General features: G+C 41.7%; 11 protein-coding genes and 1 pseudogene. 5 read left to right on the top strand and 7 right to left on the bottom strand.

What is annotated here, in order from left to right:
* Positions 1-265 precede the first annotated feature (265 nt).
* The 3 genes from H6G74_RS29855 to psaM all read right to left on the bottom strand — a co-directional run bounded on the left by H6G74_RS29855 (position 266) and on the right by psaM (position 2,576).
* Positions 266-1,663 (bottom strand): MATE family efflux transporter, encoded by a 1,398-nt coding sequence (locus H6G74_RS29855; protein ID WP_199341169.1) that lies wholly within the window; start codon positions 1,661-1,663, stop codon positions 266-268.
* A 183-nt stretch (positions 1,664-1,846) separates the two neighbouring features.
* Positions 1,847-2,074: a DUF3134 domain-containing protein gene (locus H6G74_RS29850; RefSeq protein ID WP_190971140.1), complete on the bottom strand. Its 228-nt coding sequence runs from the start codon at positions 2,072-2,074 to the stop codon at positions 1,847-1,849.
* Positions 2,075-2,480: 406 nt separating this feature from the next.
* Positions 2,481-2,576, bottom strand: coding sequence for a photosystem I reaction center subunit XII (gene psaM / locus H6G74_RS29845; RefSeq protein WP_062295108.1), 96 nt, complete (start codon positions 2,574-2,576; stop codon positions 2,481-2,483).
* Between the two features lie 158 nt (positions 2,577-2,734).
* On the opposite strand from psaM, the gene H6G74_RS29840 reads away from it, so the two are divergent.
* Both H6G74_RS29840 and H6G74_RS29835 read left to right on the top strand, forming a co-directional pair.
* Complete coding sequence (locus tag H6G74_RS29840) at positions 2,735-3,985, top strand: FGGY-family carbohydrate kinase (RefSeq protein ID WP_190971139.1); 1,251 nt, start codon at positions 2,735-2,737, stop codon at positions 3,983-3,985.
* 186 nt (positions 3,986-4,171) lie between these two features.
* Complete coding sequence (locus tag H6G74_RS29835; RefSeq protein WP_190594016.1) at positions 4,172-4,573, top strand: ribosomal maturation YjgA family protein; 402 nt, start codon at positions 4,172-4,174, stop codon at positions 4,571-4,573.
* 90 nt (positions 4,574-4,663) lie between these two features.
* On the opposite strand, the gene H6G74_RS31440 is transcribed toward H6G74_RS29835, so the two are convergent.
* A complete protein-coding gene (locus H6G74_RS31440; protein WP_242051387.1) occupies positions 4,664-10,456 on the bottom strand; it encodes a choice-of-anchor I family protein in 5,793 nt (1,930 codons plus the stop codon).
* A gap of 264 nt (positions 10,457-10,720) precedes the next feature.
* Here H6G74_RS31440 and H6G74_RS29815 point away from each other — a divergent pair, with 264 nt between their 5' ends.
* A complete protein-coding gene (locus H6G74_RS29815) occupies positions 10,721-11,551 on the top strand; it encodes an SDR family oxidoreductase (RefSeq protein WP_190971138.1) in 831 nt (276 codons plus the stop codon).
* Here H6G74_RS29815 and H6G74_RS29810 read toward each other — a convergent pair.
* Together H6G74_RS29810 and ilvD are read right to left on the bottom strand one after the other, a co-directional pair.
* Entirely contained in the window at positions 11,543-12,571 is a 1,029-nt protein-coding gene (locus H6G74_RS29810; protein WP_190971137.1) for a tRNA dihydrouridine synthase, read from the bottom strand. The two genes, H6G74_RS29815 and H6G74_RS29810, sit on opposite strands and share 9 nt — an antisense overlap.
* 314 nt (positions 12,572-12,885) lie before the next feature.
* Positions 12,886-14,577, bottom strand: a complete 1,692-nt coding sequence (ilvD, locus tag H6G74_RS29805) for a dihydroxy-acid dehydratase (RefSeq protein ID WP_190971136.1) — start codon at positions 14,575-14,577, stop codon at positions 12,886-12,888.
* 888 nt (positions 14,578-15,465) lie between these two features.
* On the opposite strand from ilvD, the gene H6G74_RS31875 reads away from it, so the two are divergent.
* Together H6G74_RS31875 and H6G74_RS29795 are read left to right on the top strand one after the other, a co-directional pair.
* Positions 15,466-15,744 carry an acyltransferase gene (locus H6G74_RS31875; protein WP_190971135.1) on the top strand — a complete coding sequence of 93 codons (279 nt, stop codon included), beginning with the start codon at positions 15,466-15,468 and terminating at the stop codon, positions 15,742-15,744.
* Positions 15,745-15,751: 7 nt separating this feature from the next.
* A pseudogene (locus H6G74_RS29795) lies at positions 15,752-15,955 on the top strand (DUF6174 domain-containing protein); the annotation flags it as partial.
* 64 nt (positions 15,956-16,019) lie between these two features.
* Here H6G74_RS29795 and H6G74_RS29790 read toward each other — a convergent pair.
* Positions 16,020-18,356: a tetratricopeptide repeat protein gene (locus H6G74_RS29790; RefSeq protein WP_242051386.1), complete on the bottom strand. Its 2,337-nt coding sequence runs from the start codon at positions 18,354-18,356 to the stop codon at positions 16,020-16,022.
* Between the last annotated feature and the right edge of the window lie 90 nt (positions 18,357-18,446).

Here is an 18,446-nt window from a genome sequence, read left to right as displayed (position 1 = left end):
TCAACAGGGTCGAACCGTCTACCATATTCATTGGGAGACCTCAAGCTTTGGTGTCGTTACCTTTATCTTGTGGTTTCCCCTTCTTTTTTGCTACCCCATCTCACATAAGGCGTACATTTATTCTGCACATTGAGACCGCAAGGGGGCAGGGTGCAGGTTGCAAGGGAGAGGGTTTGGAGCTTTATTTACCATTAAACATAATGCAATTTAAATGACGATTAGCTTACTATTTATTCTCTAATGCAGATATCGAGACGAGATAAAATTAATTCAACTTTGCCCAGACAAGCTGATTTGATAAAATCCGAAATCGCCAACTCAAAACTATAGCTGCACTAGCTAAACCTATGGCTAATCCCCACCACAGGCCAATAGTGCCATAATCAAACCAAATTCCCAGTGCGTAACCCATAAATAAACCAACACACCAGTAAGCAAAAATCCCAATTAACAGTGGGATACGAGTATCTTTTAAACCGCGTAATGCTCCAGAGGCGGTGACTTGGATGCCATCAACAATTTGAAAAATTGCTGCAACTGCTAGTAATTTTATTGCTAAGTTGACTACATCTTGATTGTTTGGATTGTTAGTGTCGAGATAAAGCGAAACAATTAATTTGGGAACTAACCAAAATATTAGAGCCGCGATCGCCATTGATAAAGCCCCCAAGGCAATACCTACATATCCCGCCAAACGGACACCCCGCAAGTCCTTCTCTCCCGCTAATTGCCCAACACGTACTGTCGTTGCAAAAGAAACACCCAAAACCATCTGAAATGACATCGAAGCTGTTTGCAAAGCAATTTGATGGGCGGCGAGCGCAGTTGTTCCTAATTGCCCAATAATAAAGGTGACAACGGTAAATAATCCGGCTTCTACAGCAACTAATCCGCCGATTGGTAAACCAATTTGAAAAATTTCCCAAACAATGCGGCGATTTTGTTGGCTAAAGTGAGTAATAGATGAAAAGTGAAAGATTTTGTAAACTGCAAAGCGACGTTGACTAAATATATAAATAGCTAGAGTAATAAACATACTCCACAGTGACAAAGTACTCGCCCAACCAATACCAGCTAGTCCCAGGGCGGGTAGTCCGAATTTGCCAAACATTAAAACATAGTTAGCTGTAATATTGAGCAGTGTACCTAAGACAACAGTTACCATAACTAACTGCGGTTGGGAAAGAGCAGACAGAAAGCTTTTGAATACAGCAAAACCCAATGCAGGAATAAAACCCCAAGCGATCGCTCTTAAATAAGTTTGTGCTAATGCTGCTGCATTCACATCCTGCCCTAACAGCACGAGCAAATTACTACCATACCAAAGTAATACTGTAATTGGAATGCCTAATAGTAGAGATATCCTTAACCCTTGTCGCACAATCTGACCAACTTGTTCAGGCTTACCTGCCCCGTATGCTTCTGCAACTAAGGGACTAATAGCAGTAATAATACCTGTAGTAATCATCAAACAAAAAATAAATATTGCCGCACCCAAGCCTCCAGATGCGATCGTCTGACTGCCTAACCAACCCATCATCACTGTATCAACAAAGCCGGTTGCTGATTGGGCTAGTTGGGCTGCGGCTAGTGGAACAGCTAACAGCAGACATTGTTTAACTTCAGAAATCAATCTGGAGCTAGTGGTATTGTCCTTGATCATTAGATTTGAAAATTACTTGAAGATGGGGAAATTTGCCATCTTCTACTTTTGCAAAAGATGGCAAAGTGTGAGTGAAGTACACAAATTAGTTATCAAAACTAGATAGATAGTCTATTATCATTCTGACTTCTGACTTCTGAATTCTGCTACATCAACAGCAGTTTATGTTGTTGGTAGTTAATTTCACTCCTCTAAATGGTCTATTTCCCCAGTTTCATATTCATACTGCTCAACCACTTCTTCCTCGTCATCTTCCTCATCTTCGTAATAGTGTTCAACAAATACATAAGGTTCTAATCGACCAGTACTTGCTAACCAATCAAGCAAAGATTGTTCTTGTTTCAGCGCAATAATCGCTGCTGGCTGATAACGGGGTTCTTCGTGGAGAGCAGGGTTAGATATTTTAACCATTTTTTACCCCCGAAGAATCTATGACGAATTGCAACTTGGTATAATTAACGATCCGCTATGTGTAATCTCAAAAACCTCTGACTTTTGGCAGATGTTCTTCTCTCCACAAGAACGATTTGCGGTTAATTTGCGAAGTAAATTTTTGTGCGTGCGATCGCCTACATGATTTGATAACTCTTGATGCGTGCAATGTAGACAAACGAAGAAGAAGTCAGGATTAATATGCTGGGGACTCTGAATTGCCTATAAATTTCAGAATACAGCCAGATTTTAATTCTATTCTGAATTCTGAATTCTGGCTACTGCATTCTATTTTGATAAACACAACAACCAAGCAAAGCCTGATTGTTGTGTAAGGGTGTGGCTCTTACTGTGAAGCTCTGCTTAAGAAATTCAGAGCAAGGGCTTACTTGTAAAGTTCTGTCGCTAAACGCCAAGCCAGAACGCCTGGAATTAGCGCCACAACTAGAGCAATATAAACTTGGGTATCTGAGATGGTCATTGTTGAAAACCTCCTAAACTTAAATCGATTTTCGACAGTTCGTTTACTACTTTTCCTTGTTTTGCCGATTTTGGGGAATATCTTGTTACAAGATGCAACAATAGCCCTGGTGAATCAGTAGTCTATAGTTATCTTTCATTATAAAAATTTATAAAAATATGGATTTGTATTTAGGGATTGATTATGGAACCTCTGGCGCAAGGGCGGTGGTAATTGATGAGCAAGGCAATGTGCAAACAGAGGTGCGCTATCCTTTGCAGAAGAAGACGGCGCAACATTGGAGTCATAGGTTATGGAGTTTATTAGCCGATATTCCTGAGCCATTGCGGCAACAAATCAAAGCGATCGCCATTAATGGTACTTCTTCTACTGTTTTGCTTTGTGATGGGGCTGGTAAGCCTGTAGATGTCCCTTTACTTTACAACGATGCGCGGGGGGCAGTAGTACTAGAGCAGCTTAAGGAAATTGCACCACCAAACCATACAGTATTAAGTGCTACCTCCAGCCTCGCCAAACTTCTGTGGATGTCACAGCAACCATTTTTTGCAGAAGCTCGATATTTACTACATCAAGCCGATTGGTTAGCTTTTTTGCTGCATGGACAATTAGGTATTAGTGATTACCACAATGCTTTAAAGCTAGGCTATGACGTGGAAGCCTTGGAATATCCAAAATGGTTAAACCAACTAGCAATACCGATTCAATTACCGCAAGTTTTAGCACCAGGGACACCCATTGCCGAAATTCGTCCAGATATTGCAATGCAATTTCGTTTTCACCGTGATTGCTTAGTATGCGCGGGTACAACTGATAGTATTGCTGCTTTTATTGCTAGTGGGGCAGAATTACCAGGGGAAGCTGTGACATCGCTGGGTTCAACCTTGGTACTGAAATTATTAAGCCATACTCGGATAGAAGATGCCAGATATGGAATTTATAGTCATCGGTTTGGTGATTTGTGGTTGACTGGCGGTGCATCTAATACGGGTGGTGCAGTGTTGCGAGAATTTTTTACGAATGCAGAGTTAGAAAATTTGAGTCGGGAAATTGATCCAGCCAAAATCAGCAACTTAGATTATTATCCCTTGTTACAACCAGGCGATCGCTTTCCGATTAATGACCCCAAATTACCACCACGACTCACACCACGCCCAGAAACACCAAGAGAGTTTTTACACGGTTTACTAGAAAGTATTGCGCGAATAGAAGCTAGGGGGTATGAACTATTACAAAGCTTGGGCGCAAATCAAGTACAACGAGTATATACAGCAGGTGGCGGTGCAACCAATTCTACTTGGACTGCTATTCGTCAACGACATTTAAAAGTACCTGTCGTTGCTTCAGTTTACACCGAAGCCGCTTACGGGACAGCACTTTTAGCTAAAACAAAATATCGCAATTCTCAATGATTTATAAATGTGGCAGAAGGTCGCCGAGCGCAGTCGAGGTGAGGCAGGAGGTAAAAGTCTGACTATGCCTAGCATGTATGCCTTTTAAATTTACTCACCTATACTTCTTCAACTGTTATATCTCTCTCCCTTGTCCCCCTTGTCTCCCTTGTCTACCTTGTCCCCCCTATAATTCGGAAATGCTCAATGTTATCACTGACAAACATTCGCTGGCGCACCATTCTTTCTCTAATTATTGTTCTGCCTGTTGGACTTTTATACAGCCACTATCGCTATTCTCTTGGGTGGTTAAACCAAGAAGTAGGAGGGATTTTTTATGAGATATTTTGGTGCTTGTTGGCATTTCTATTTATTCCGACTCGCAAAGCAGTTTGGCAAATCCCTTTATGGGTATTAGCCATTACTTGTTTATTAGAATTTATGCAGTTATGGCATCCACCTTTTTTAAATTGGGTGCGTTCATTTTGGTGGGGAAGAATGTTAATGGGTACAGCTTTCACTTGGGTAGATTTCCCATATTATTTTATTGGCAGTGGGTTAGGGTGGCTGTGGTTGCGGCTGATAGTTCGGGGAGCAAAATTAAAATAATTCGACTTGAGCAAACTGGCGTGTGAAGATTGGGTGTAGGGGTGTAAGAGTTTTAGATACACCCCTATGTAAGTCTTAGATATTACTCAGCTATGCAATCACATTAAAATCAGTATTGCTCAGAGTTGGTCGATTAGATAGTTGCGCTATTTGGACTTTAGCGACACTACCAATACCATCTTGATCAAAGAATAGTTTACCTGTGTTTCTGTCGTAGATAAAGCGATCGCTGGCTGCGGTGGCACTTGTACCCAGACGGAATAAACTAGGCTCTAGTGTACCTATTACTTGGTTAAACCCAAACTCTGACTGAGAAATCACCAAGCTATCAACGCCAGATACAAAGTCAATGATAATATCGGCATTTCCCGCCCCATTATTGAGATAGAAACTATCTCTACCACTACCACCAGCCAGAATATCTCGACCTAAGCCGCCGATGAGGATGTCATTACCAGCATCACCAAGCAGCATATCGTCACCTGCACCACCATTCAAGGTGTCATTGCCATCTCCACCATAAACAATATCACTGCCATTTTCACCATAGAGACTGTCATTACCAGCACCGCCATCTATTATGTCACTGCCATCTCCACCATAGATGACATCGTTATTACCTAAGCCGCTAATAATATCGTTACCCCCCAAACCTCGGATAACATCGATTCTGCTGGTTCCCAACAGTATGTTATTGCCGTTAGTGCCGTTAATTTGGTTGCTACCAAGGGTAACAGTCAGATTAACTGTAGCGGTGGCTGTTAAACTACCATCGCTAACGGTGTAAGTAAAGCTGTCAGTTCCAGTAAAGCCAATTGCCGGTGTGTAGGTAAAGGTGTTGTCGTTATTCCTGACTACAGTACCTGTTGTGGGATTGGTAAAGCTGTTGATAGTCAGGGGATTACTATCTGGGTCGCTATCATTAGCTAAGACATTAATAATTACTGGTTGAATGTCAGTGGTTGTGGCGCTGTCATTATTTGCAATTGGTGTTTCGTTGACGTTATTGACAGTTAAGGAGAAATTAGCAGTAGCATCGGGATTATTACCAACTGTCGGATCATCAACAGCCACCGTCACACTGTAGTTAGAACGGGTTTCAAAATCTAAGTTAGTGTTAGCCCGCAGATACAATACAGAATTATCGATTTCAAATAAACTCGCATCTGCACCAGTCAAACTCAGGTTATTTGTGCCTCGTCCATCATCGGTAATAGAGATGTCTGCAACTTTGATGCGGTTAGTTGTATTTGTATTTTCGTTGATGTTGGTAACGGCATTATTAAATGTCACCGCCGTTGGCGCTTGATTGGCTGGTGGTAAATTGAACCTTGCAATCACAGGATCATGGTCGCTATCCTGATCAAAAAACTCTGAGTTGATGTGAACCACATCATAACCATCTAAGTTATTGACCAAGTTCTGACTTGCCAAAATGTGGTCAAGCACTTGGGCGTTACCTTGAAAGTTGTAGGTGTAACGCTCGTTTGCAGGTAGAGTTTCAATTAAAGAAGTCAGTCCTGCACTTTCTAATGTGGTGAGAGGATTAGAAAACTCAAAATCATTCAAGTCACCCAGCACCACCACATTCGCATTCGGGTCAATTGCCAAAATCTCTTGTACAAAGTCTCTCACAATTGTGGCTTGTTGCTGGCGTTGCGCTTCACTGTTGAGAGCTGGCGGTTGATTTGGCCCGAATAAAGGTTGGTCGCCACCTTTGGAGTTAAAGTGATTGCCAATGAGATAAACACTGTGACCGTTAAAGACAAACTCACCAACTAAAGGTTTACGGCTGCTGTTGAAAGCGGGGTTTGTCGGGTCAATTAACCCAGGACTAGTAGAAAGGGTGGGAGTACCATCAACATTAGTGACGGAAATGTTCGTAGTAGAACCACCACCAGGACGGTCAACAAAGGTAACACGATCGGGATTAAACAAGTAACCGACGCGAATATTACCCCCAGGTTCACCGCCGTTGGTATCATCTACCGGGTTAATTTGACGATATTCGTAGGTAGGGCCGCCAGCTTGGGCGATCGCATTTATTAATGTTTGATAAGTTACACTAGCATCCACTACACCGTCATTTGTCGCCCCGTTATTATCCTGAATTTCTTCTAGAGAAATAATGTCTGGCGATCGCAAGTTATTCACAATTCGGTTAGCCAAGTTATTAAACTGGGTTTCACCATCACCAGGATCAAGGTTTTCTACGTTGAAAGTTGCAACCGTCAATTGATCGGCAGTGCCTGTTAAGTTTGTAACTTCTCTTTGCAGAGTGGATGGCTGTACTACCGTTGGTGCAGATGGAACCAGGACTTCATAATTATTGAAATCATAACTGACTACACCTGTAATTGTACTGAGTTCAGCACCGACATTTACACCGGGCAATGTGATCGAGCCATTGATTAAATCATCAATTTGAATCCGTTCTGGATTGTAGTCCGTGGCTGTAATCAAGCTACCACCACGCTCAGTCCGGCTTGTGGCATTAACTCCATTGTCAGCCAGCACCCAGATTTCCTCAGAAGTACCAAAGTTAGCAGTGGGAGATGTGGCGATCGCGTTATTGATTTGCACCAACATTCCTTCTACACTTTCGTAGAAATCGATACCTTCATTTACCGGGTCGAAATCTCCACCTGTTTCTACATTCCCATTAGTAGCAAAGTCATCATTGATTACCTGAGTGGGAATCGTCCGTCCGCCATTGCCTAATATTGTTGGGGTAATAGTTGTAGTTGGTGCGGTTGTCCAAGCACTCACACTCAAACTCTGTACACTGTTGTTATTGCCAATTTGAGTAATAGTCAGGTTGTTAGAGCTACCACCAGGGCGAAACTCCGATACTGTACCACTAACTAATACTGCTTCGCCGACAGTGCGGGCGCTGAGAATAGCAGAAGTAGTACCCGTGAAAACGAAAATCCCTTCAGAAGTTGCATCATTATTATCGGGAGTGGGGTCTTGGATGTAGAAGCCGTTAGAAGCGATCGCTGTAACAATCCCGGCTACATTCACTACACCTTGGCCATTAAGGGGTGAAATATGTGCTGTGCCTTGAATATCACTAATCTTTACAGGTGGCGTAATTTCAAATGCTGTCACAGTCCGACTAACTTCGCTGGTGGTAACTAGCAGTGGTCTGCCTGTGGGACTATTTGCGGCAGAAATAAAAGTCAGTCCTTCCACCGCCTGATCTTCTGGTATGTTTATGTACTGAACAAAGGAAGGGCTAGTTGGATTTGTGACATCGTAGACAATCACATCACCAGTACGTTCTAAACCAATGAAGGCATAGGTGCGGTTATTGATAACGCCAACGGTTACAGCTTCCGGTTCTGGGCCTCTGTTGTCGCTGCGGGTATCAAAACTAGCAGTCGTACCATCGGAGTTAAATAAAGTCGGGACTCGATTGGCTGTGATTTGTTCAAATTGATTCCCACTATCAAACACCTGATTACCGTTGGCATCCCAAATGGAGAAGGAACGCGCCCCAAATGCCTCAATCCGGTCAAAGTCACCATCGCCATCAGTGTCACCGGAGACATTGGAAACTGTTAACCGTCCCAAGTTGGCGTTTTGTTTGAGGGCGGCGGCGTTAGGGAAAGTTGTGGGATCTAAAACATATCCAGATGCACCCACACGAATTTCTTCGCTAAAGCCTGTGTAGTCGCGGGCATCGCCTTCGTTGGCGGTGATGTAATAGGTTTGGCCGTTGACAGTAAAACTGGCGATCGCATCGGGCTGATAAAATCCAAACACAGGCCAATTCTGAATATTAATGCCAGAGTCGCGATCGCTGGCATCTATCCCATTCCCTGGCAAACTGAAATCTTTGGTACCTAACGGCACAATATTTGTAATGGTGGCACTGGCAATATCTAAAATAGCGATCGCATTGTTTTCTTGCAGGGTAATATGAGCGGTTTGTCCATCTGCTGATACTGCAATATATTCTGGCTCTAAGTCTTGGGCGACTGTCGCACCAGGGCCAGTAATTCTCACACCTGCGGCGCGGAGTGCATCGATTTGGCTATTGAAACTAGTAAATGTTGCATGTGTAACCGTTGCATTCGCTACACCACCAGAAACATCAATAATACTAATCGAACCTTCAGGATCAACAGAATTAGCTTGTCCGTAGCTGTTGGGTTCTCCTTCATTCGCTACCAATACTCTGGTGCCATCAGGTGTAAAAGTCAACATATCTGGTAATGCACCCACAGCTACGGAGTTTAAAAATGTGCCATTAGCCGCACTGTAGAAGCTTACTTGTCCAGTTTGTTGGGCGTTGGTGCTGGTGTTTTGAATAGCGTAGGCAACTGCTACAATGCCATTGCTAACCGCGACACTGTTGGGAAGTGCTTGTGTGCCTGGGGGTAATGTAAATCCGGTGGACAAAGTACCAACTAAGGCCAGTGTCCCGTTATTGCTGATAGTGTAAGTTTCAATGGTACTACCTGCAACCACAAACAAGCGATCGCTTCCTGGGTCAAAGGCAGAAATTTCGGCTCCATTGGCACTGGTGATAGTTCCAACTCTTTGTAAAAAACTGGAGTTGTTGTTGGTAATTGTAATATTTTGAGAAGTTGTAGCACCCAAAGCAATACCAGCCGAAGGTGTGCTAATTGTCAATATTGCTGTTTCTGTGCCTTCAGCGATCGCATCATCGGCAACAATAAAGGTGACAGAGCCGCTAGTTTGTCCGTTAGGGATGGTAATAGTATTACTGGTGAGGGAATAATCGCCGACGGTGATGCCTGTACCCGCAACCCCTAAGTTAACAGTTTGATTGCCAGATACAGGGCCAGAAGCAGTTGCAGTTACAGTAATAGCTGTAGTGTTTGCTTCCGAACCAGCATTAGTACTAACCGATAAATTAACGATGGGGACAGCCGGAAAATCGTTGTCAGTAATCGTGATATTTTGTGTGGTTGTACCAAGGGTGATGCCAGGGGAAGGATTACTGATGGTGAGAATAGCTGTTTCTGTACCTTCAATCAACGCATCATCAACAACGGTAAAGGTGACAGAACCATTAGTTTGCCCATCAGGGATAGTAATAATGTTATTACTCAGGATGTAGTCACCTGCATCAATTCCAGTTCCTGACACCCCTAAGTTAACGGTTTGGTCGCCAGATACGGGGCTGGAAGTAGTTGCACTTACAGTAATAATAGTTGTGCCTGCTTCAGTACCTGTACTAGAGCTAACAGATAAATTAACTGTAGGATTACCACCAGTGATACTAAATGCCAAGCTACTAAATGGCACATCTGGAGCCATGCTATCGATACTTTGGTCGCCTGTGCCATCTTGTGTTTGCCAGTTAGCAGCATTATTAATTATGGGAAGATAAGCACTGAAGCTAGACTGACCACTACGATTACCGTTGTAAGCACCAATGTCTGCATCATCATCGACAGTACTTAAATCTAGAGCAGTCGTGCCAACTGTTAAACCAGTGTTAGTCAAGAGTCCATTAGCTGTATTAAAACCGCCATTGGCAACGGCTGTGATAAAAGTTGTTGGTGAACCTGGTGTTCCTTGATAAGCATAAAGAACCTCATCACCAGCAGCCAGTCCTCGATTTGAGCCTCGCCCAGCAACTGGTATTGTAGCTGTCCCGGTGCTGGCGGTGATAGTGCCACTACCTATGTTATCAATTCTCACAATCGTTCCGGCCGCAACAGATGTAGTAGCCGTCCAGCTAAAGGCAGATTCGTTTGTATCAACAAAACCTGTGCCATTCCACTCATTATCTTCAAAGTAAATAGTTTCACCAGCCGGAATCTCTGCCAGTGCCACAAAAGCTATATTGTCATTGCCATCCGCATTAAAACCTACGAATGCAATATCGCCTATATTCAGCACCATAAAATCTCCTAATTAAGTTAAGACAAATAGGCAAAGGATAAAAATAAGGACAGTCAACACAAAATTTCGACCTATCTTGCAATAGCTCGGACTATGCTGCCATTGAGCGTGCATTAATTCTTTTTGTGTAACTGTTCCCCGAAAATTTACTGAATCAAGGTTAAGGAAATACTAGGAACAGGTAAATTTAGAGAATGTTTATAGATTAGGGCTTACGCCAAAATTCCCGAAAAGCTTAATTTATCGAACCGCAAAGGACACAAAGTGATATTTGCTAACAAAACCATTGTTCTCACGGGTGCATCGGCTGGAATTGGCAGAACGCTGGCAATTTCGTTAGCCCAACAGGGTGCAAATTTAGTTTTAGCTGCTCGCAATCAAGAAGGATTAGAACAAACGCTGAGTGCTTGTACAAATTATCCTGCGGAGGTGATTGCAGTCCCGACAGATGTCACTCAACCAGAAGCTTGTCAGCAGTTGATGGAAAAAGCGATCGCTACGTTTGGAAAGATTGATATCTTAATCAACAATGCCGGAATTGGAATGCTGACTTGCTTTGATGAAGTGACTGATCTTGCGATTTTTAAACGAGTAATGCAGGTTAACTATCTGGGTGCTGTCTACTGTACTCATTATGCCCTGCCCTACCTGAAAGCCAGTCGAGGACTATTAGTGGCAATTTCTTCAATTTGCGGCAAAACAGGTGTACCCACTCGTACAGGTTACGTTGCTAGTAAACATGCTATGCAAGGTTTCTTTGACACATTGCGGATGGAATTGCAGCAAACAGGAGTAGATGTAGTGGTTATTTCGCCGGGTTTTGTCGCCACAGATATTCGCCAACGAGCCTTGGGCGCAGATGGAAAACCATTAGGTAAAAGTCCGCGTGATGAAAGCCAAGGCAATATGTCGGTGGAAGAGTGTGTGCGTCAAATTATCTGGGCAATGGAGCGCCGTAAACGAGAACATATCATGACTTTTAAAGGTAAGATAATACCTTGGGCAAGGCTAATTGTGCCAGGATTGGTTGATCGTATTACTGCTGCTACCATTCGCAAGACAACTGCCAATCCCTATCTTGAACAGTCACGTTAAGTCTCTGGTTATTAAAGGAGCTAAGGCCAAAGTCTGTGCAGGGTCAGCCAACAAAAAGCGATCGCATATCTGAAAAAGTTCAACTTCGGTCTGCGCTTGTCGCATTAGCCGCAGGAAATGACCTTGGCTGTCAACACTGAGAGCAATGTAGTTGAGAAATAGTTTGAGGTAGCCAATACGCGCTCGTTCTGGGATATTGGGTGCTTCTGGAGTTTGGTACAAACGGTCAATATAGTGGCGTACTTCTGTTAAAGGAACAGGCGTAATTGGCTCAGAGCGCAATGCTTGGCGAATTTGATGAAAAATCCAGGGATTACCAATTGCCCAACGGCCTACCATCACACCAACCGCACCTGTTTGCTCAAGTACCGACATTGCTTGTGCTGCTGAGTAGATGTTTCCGTTAGCCAGGACGGGACAATTGACGTGTCTGACTGCTTGGGCAATCAAAGCGTAATTTACCCTGCCTTGGTATCTATCTTTTACCGTGCGACCATGTAAACTCAACAAATCAATGCTGTGGCGATTGATGATATCGAGAATTTGGAAAAAAGTATCGCTATTTTCAAAGCCCAAGCGCATCTTGACACTCAAAGGTCGGTCATTAACTGCTTGTCTAAGTTCAGCCAAAATGCGATCTACTTTTTCTGGCACAAGTAGTAATCCACCTCCAGCTTGTTTACGGTAGATTCTCGGTGCAGGACAACCCATGTTTAAGTCAACTCCAGCGATATTATAAGTGCAGAGTTCCTTTGCTGTTCGGACTAAATCAGGAATGCTTTCACCAATCATTTGAGCAAAAACAGGGCGACCAGTATCGTTTTCTGTGATAGATGCCAGAATCTTGGGATTAAGCCGCGATGTTTCATTGACGCGAAAATATTCAGTGAAGAAGTAGTCAGGGTTGCCGTAATGAGCAATGACCTTCATAAACTTGAGATTTGTCACATCTTGCATGGGTGCAAGGGCAGTGAGAGGTAAATCTGAGTGGAGGGATTGGGGAAGCGATACCTGGAACATATATTAAGTAGGGCTTGCTGAAAATCATAAGATTTACGTAAGAACTCTCTCGCACTCTTACAGCGTTTTTCATCCCAATCAGGTACATTCATCTAGTACATCACGGCGTAAATAAACAGACCATAAGAAATTACTAAAAGGCTTGTGGTATCAATATTCTTTCTTTTTCCTTTTGACTCTTTCAGAGTTTGCCACTTGCTTCAAGTCGGGAAACCCGCCCAGCGCAGTGGCTCACTTTTTACTTTTGCCTTGTTGTACTAGTCTTGCAGAGACGCAGAGATTAAGTTTATTTCGCTGCGTCTCTCTGCGGTTGATTAACTATCAAACAAACCCAAGTCTGTGACTGCACCAAGGCTGCTGGAAGATACCAACTTGGCATATTTCGCCAATACGCCTTTAGTGTAGCGGGGTGGGCGGGGTTGCCAATTAGCACGGCGGCGGGCTAATTCTTCATCAGAAATATTCAACTGTAAGAGCCGCGATGGTGCATCAATGGTGATGCTATCACCTTCTTCGACTAATGCGATCGCTCCCCCCACAGCTGCTTCTGGTGCAACGTGACCAACTACCATCCCATAAGTCCCGCCAGAGAACCTTCCATCGGTAATTAATCCTACAGAATCACCCAAACCAGCACCAATAATTGCGGAGGTAGGCGCTAACATTTCCCGCATTCCAGGGCCGCCTTTGGGGCCTTCGTAACGAATCACAATCACGTCACCAGCTTTGATTTTGCCTGCCAGAATTGCATCTAAGCAAGATTCTTCCGATTCAAATACTCTGGCGGGGCCAGTAATGACTGGTTTTTTCACCCCGGTAATTTTCGCCACTGCGCCTTCAGTAGCCAAATTACCTTTGAGAACTGCCAAGTGACCTTGAGCATACATCGGCTTATCCCAAGGACGAATCACATCTTGGTCTGGGCTTGGTTCATTCGGCACATCGGCCAGAATTTCGGCGATGGTTTGACCACTGATGGTAATGCAGTCACCATGCAGTAAATCATGTACCAGCAGCATTTTCATGACTTGAGGAATACCGCCAGCTTTGTGTAAGTCTGTAGCTACATATCTACCACTGGGTTTTAAATCGCACAGTACAGGCACACGGCCGCGGATAGTTTCAAAGTCATCGATGGTCAATTCCACACCAGCCGCACTAGCGATCGCCAAAAAATGCAATACTGCATTTGTGGAACCGCCAACTGCCATAATTACCGAAATCGCATTTTCGATAGATTTGCGGGTGATAATCTGGCGCGGTAGTAATTGCTTACGAATAGCTTCTACTAACACAAACGCAGATTTTTCCGTACTGTCGGCTTTTTCGGCATCTTCGGCTGCCATTGTGGAAGAATAAGGTAAACTCATCCCCATTGCTTCAAATGCCGAAGACATGGTGTTAGCTGTAAACATCCCGCCGCAGGAACCCGCACCCGGACAAGCGTTTTGTTCAACGGCTGTTAATTCAGTTTCGTCGATTTTGCCAGCACTGTATTGTCCAACGGCTTCAAAGGAACTGACTACAGTTAAATCACGACCGTTGTAATGTCCGGGTTTGATTGTACCACCGTAGACAAAAATCGCGGGAATATTCATTCGGGCGATCGCCAGCATTGCTCCTGGCATATTTTTATCACAACCACCAATTGCCAATACACCATCCATGCTTTGTCCAGTACAAGCAGTTTCAATGGAATCGGCAATCACTTCTCTTGACACCAGGGAATATTTCATCCCTTCCGTTCCCATCGAAATACCATCACTAATGGTAATTGTTCCGAAAATTTGCGGCATAGCTCCAGCACTTTTGATACCAGCTTCTGCCCTTTGTGCCAATTTGTTTATCCCCATATTACAAGGGGTAATAGTGCTGTAACCGTTGGCAATACCGACAATTGCCTTGTTAAAATCCGCATCTTCAAACCCAACAGCCCGGAGCATCGCTCGATTTGGCGATCGCTGTACACCCTGTGTTACAACCCGGCTTCTCAAATTATCCGACATTTTCCTTCCTTTGCCTTCATCGCTTGTATTGCGATTGTATTATCTGATTTTCTCACACCTAAGTACATAGCACTCAACAGCAAATCAGTTATCAGTTATCAGGCGTTGGATGGGGATTTGACTGATAACTGATAACTGTCAAAAGTTAGTTCTTTGTCCTCAAACGGTGATCACGTTTGACTTCTGTATCTTGTATACTTACCCCTCAAATTAACAATATTTTTAGGTTTTTCTAGACAATTTATTGTAAAAAAATATGAAGACAAATAAGACATTTAAGCCACAAATTAAAAACAATCATCAAACAGATAAGATATTTAAATTTTTTTTGTAATTTTTTATACTATTCTTAGTCGATTAGCATTATAAACATTATTTTGTCAATTCGTATTAATAGTGAAAACAAATACATTTTTTCTGTTTACAAATTTAGTAAATTGTCAGAGCATAACCAAACAATCACAATGTAATCAACAAAGGTTTTGTAAATAAAAAGCCTAAAGCCGAAGTCATGAAAATTGTGAACAATTTCTTCTATAAAAAATGACTGCATTACCAACGATTAAAGCTTATATCGGAGCTGTGTAAGCATCAGGAAACATATAAATTTCAGTAATTTCTAAGACAAAAATATTTCCAATATTTTGTGGGATGGGAAGGACAGTTTGAGAATTTTAGACACTCTGCCCTTCTCACTCTATGAGGATGATTATTTGAGCAGCAGTACTAGAAATTTTGATCACACAATTGGTGTATGAGGTTCTTTTCAGAAGAAGTTTTAAAAGTTATCGAGGATATTGGCTCACGGTCACGATTAACCCTAGTCCATTTCCGCAGTCTATCGTGTATTATTACCTCAATTCTACCGATAGTCTACATAGGGTAGTGATGAATTCAAAATATGAAAATAGATTAATATGGGCTGATTATGTAAGAGTTATAGCAAATTTTTTTGTTATATTTTTGCACTCAGCTGCACCATTGCTTTACCAATTTAAGAAAATACCTGATTCGTACTGGATCACAGGAAATATCTATGATTCAGGAGTAAGAATGTGTGTTCCCTTATTCTTCATGCTTTCAGGTTATCTTTTACTTGAAAAACAAGAGACATTGGAAACCTTCTTCAAAAAAAGATTTAAAAGAATTTTCATTCCACTGAGGTAAGCCAGTTAGTAATCCAGAATTCTTTGAAAGATATAAAACAATTCCGAAATTATTTAATGTGATTGCAGATGCGATCGCTCGTAAAGCAGACAATATTGATGTGCAGTATAACTCTAAACTTGTTTATCCTACTCAAATTGCTATTGACTACGATTTTCAGATAGCTGATGAAGAATTATATCTGACAATTGAAAATTTTCAAGCACTTTAATTAAATATCGTTACCAGTTACAGGTTTAACAGCAAACTCGGCTAGCTGGGTTTTTGGCAACTACTTAATCAGCAATTAACTGTTGAAACCGCTCATTTTTAGCGATTTCATCAAAGTCGATATCATTTGCAGCATCTTGTTTATATCTGGGATTAATTTCTATGGCCTGTTGGAGACATTCAATCGCTAATTGGGCTTGCTTTTGGAGAGCATAACAAGCTGCTTTATTATAATGAGAAATTGCGTAATCTGGTTTAAGTTCTAGGGCTTTATTAAAGGCGGTGATCGCATCGTCATCCATGCCCAATCTTACCAGAGTGTAGCCGCGTTTATCCCAGATTTTGGGCGAGTTGGGTTGTAATTTAATTGCTTGATCAAATGAAGCCAATGCTTCTTCATATTCTTCTAATTCTATGAGAGATAAACCCCGATTTAACCAAGCAGTTACATCATCGGGGTTGATTTTTGTGGCTTTATTAAAGCAAGCAAAAGCTTGTTTATGTTGACGGAGATTACCAAACGCAACGCCGCGATCGCACCACGCTTGATGATAATCTGGTTGAAGTTTGATAGCCTGGTCATAAGAAGCGATCGCATCTTGATAACGCTTCAGTCTTGCTAAAGTCAGACCATGTTTTAACCAAGCGGTGGCATTCTCCGGCTGGATTTTTATTGCTTGATTGTAACAGGCGATCGCTGCTTCATATTGCTTTTGGGCAAATAAATCATCACCTTGTTGGATATCAGCCTCTATTGAGATTTGTGGTGCTTGAGTTTGTGTTATTTTTGACTCTGTAATTTCTTGGAGAATTAACTCTTTACGTTGTTGAGCATCTAATTGTAATTCTGAAAGTTGAGACACAAATTCAGTTTCTAATTTTTCCAGTTTTTCGAGAATGAATAACTTTTGTTTTTGAGCATTTACTTGCAATTCTGAAAATTGTTCCGTAAACTCTAAACCAGATTTTTCCAGATTTTCGATAATTAAATCTTTACGATTACTAATATCTAACTGTGCTGCTGTTTGGATTTTTTCTAGATTTTCTAATAAAACCTGCTTTTGCTGTTCATACTCCAATGGTAAACCAGAGATTTTAGCAGTTAAACTATTGAATAGTTCTCTAATGTTATCCAGTGTTCTATCTTTTTGCTGCTCTGCATTGACTCTAATTCCCGCTAATTCTGAGATAAATTCTTGGTGAATTTTGACTAATTCCGCAAGTAAGTCATCTTTTCGCTGCTGAGTTGCCGAATGTAAGCTAGATATATGCAAATTAAAGTTATTTTCTAATTCTGAGATATTATTTTGGGTTCTATCTTTTTGTTGTTCAGCATCCACTCTAATTCCAGCTAACTCTGAGATAAATTCTTGTTGGTTTTTGACTAATTCCGCAAGTAAGTCATCTTTTCGCTGTTGAGTTGCCGAGTTTAAGCTAGATATATGCAAATTAAAGTTATTTTCTAATTCTGAGATATTATTTTGGGTTCTATCTTTTTGTTGTTCAGTATCCACTCTAATTCCAGCTAACTCTGAGATAAATTCTTGTTGCGTTTTGAGCAATTCCGCAATTAAATTATCTTTCTGTTGTTGAAAATCTGCTTGTAAATTGGCAAACTGAGCTATAAATTCATTTTGGGATTTTTCTAAATATTCCCAAGTGTTCTGCTTATGTTTTTCAGTGCCTATTTTGATTTCAGCAATCTGTGAAGCAAAATCAGATTCTAAATTACCGATATTTTCCAAACTGGTATCGCGTTTTTGCTGGGTAGTTAATTGCAATTGTTGTAATTGCTGACTAAATTCAGCTTCTAAATTCTCTAGATGATTGTGTAAGTCTTTTATTTCTACTTCTAAACCTGATAAAATATTATGCTTGGATTGTAATATCTCCGATTGAAAATTAGATAAATTTTCTTGTTCCTGTTGTATATTATGCTTGAGAGCTTCTGACTCATTTTCTAACTCTCGATTGATTTTTTTGACTTCTTGAATCAAATTTTCCGCTTCTTGCTTAACAATAACTATTTGATTTTGCAAATTTTCGATGCCTTGTAGTTGTCCCATTGCTTTATCAACAATTTCCCGAATGGCTACCCGCCGTAACAACCAAAACAAAGCAATCACAGCTACAGGAAATAAACTTAAGATGACTAACCAAAGATTGAGCAAGATAGTTGTCGAAATGCCATTAGATGGTACTTGCTTTCGCAGTTGGTTTAATTCGGCGCGTTCTTGATTAGAAAGAACTTGCGCGATAGTTTGTTCCTTGGTGATGGGTGGTGTAGTTTGTCCACTAGCCACACCAGTAGACAGCAGCAAGGGTGAAAATGCGATCGCACTTTTCAAGACTAATGCTAAAACAAATTGATTCTTGCTGTTCAGGGTAACTGGAAGTTTCATAGATTCTAAGACCCTTCATATTTATGAAGGGTTAAACATTAGATCAGGTTAATGTCATTCTACATAATTCAGCAAAGAGTAAGTTTGTGA

The sequence above is a fragment of the Nostoc spongiaeforme FACHB-130 genome, assembly GCF_014698475.1.
Classification (GTDB): domain Bacteria; phylum Cyanobacteriota; class Cyanobacteriia; order Cyanobacteriales; family Nostocaceae; genus Nostoc_B; species Nostoc_B spongiaeforme.
This window is presented reverse-complemented; position numbering and strand designations above follow the sequence as displayed.

Excerpts from the sequence above, each read along its gene's own strand:
- H6G74_RS29855 (WP_199341169.1), bottom strand. The coding sequence starts at position 1,663 with ATGATCAAGGACAATACCACTAGCTCCAGATTGATTTCTGAAGTTAAA.
- H6G74_RS29850 (WP_190971140.1), bottom strand. The coding sequence starts at position 2,074 with ATGGTTAAAATATCTAACCCTGCTCTCCACGAAGAACCCCGTTATCAG.
- psaM (WP_062295108.1), bottom strand. The coding sequence starts at position 2,576 with ATGACCATCTCAGATACCCAAGTTTATATTGCTCTAGTTGTGGCGCTA.
- H6G74_RS29840 (WP_190971139.1), top strand. The coding sequence starts at position 2,735 with ATGGATTTGTATTTAGGGATTGATTATGGAACCTCTGGCGCAAGGGCG.
- H6G74_RS29835 (WP_190594016.1), top strand. The coding sequence starts at position 4,172 with ATGTTATCACTGACAAACATTCGCTGGCGCACCATTCTTTCTCTAATT.
- H6G74_RS31440 (WP_242051387.1), bottom strand. The coding sequence starts at position 10,456 with ATGGTGCTGAATATAGGCGATATTGCATTCGTAGGTTTTAATGCGGAT.
- H6G74_RS29810 (WP_190971137.1), bottom strand. The coding sequence starts at position 12,571 with ATGTTCCAGGTATCGCTTCCCCAATCCCTCCACTCAGATTTACCTCTC.
- ilvD (WP_190971136.1), bottom strand. The coding sequence starts at position 14,577 with ATGTCGGATAATTTGAGAAGCCGGGTTGTAACACAGGGTGTACAGCGA.
- H6G74_RS31875 (WP_190971135.1), top strand. The coding sequence starts at position 15,466 with ATGAATTCAAAATATGAAAATAGATTAATATGGGCTGATTATGTAAGA.
- H6G74_RS29790 (WP_242051386.1), bottom strand. The coding sequence starts at position 18,356 with ATGAAACTTCCAGTTACCCTGAACAGCAAGAATCAATTTGTTTTAGCA.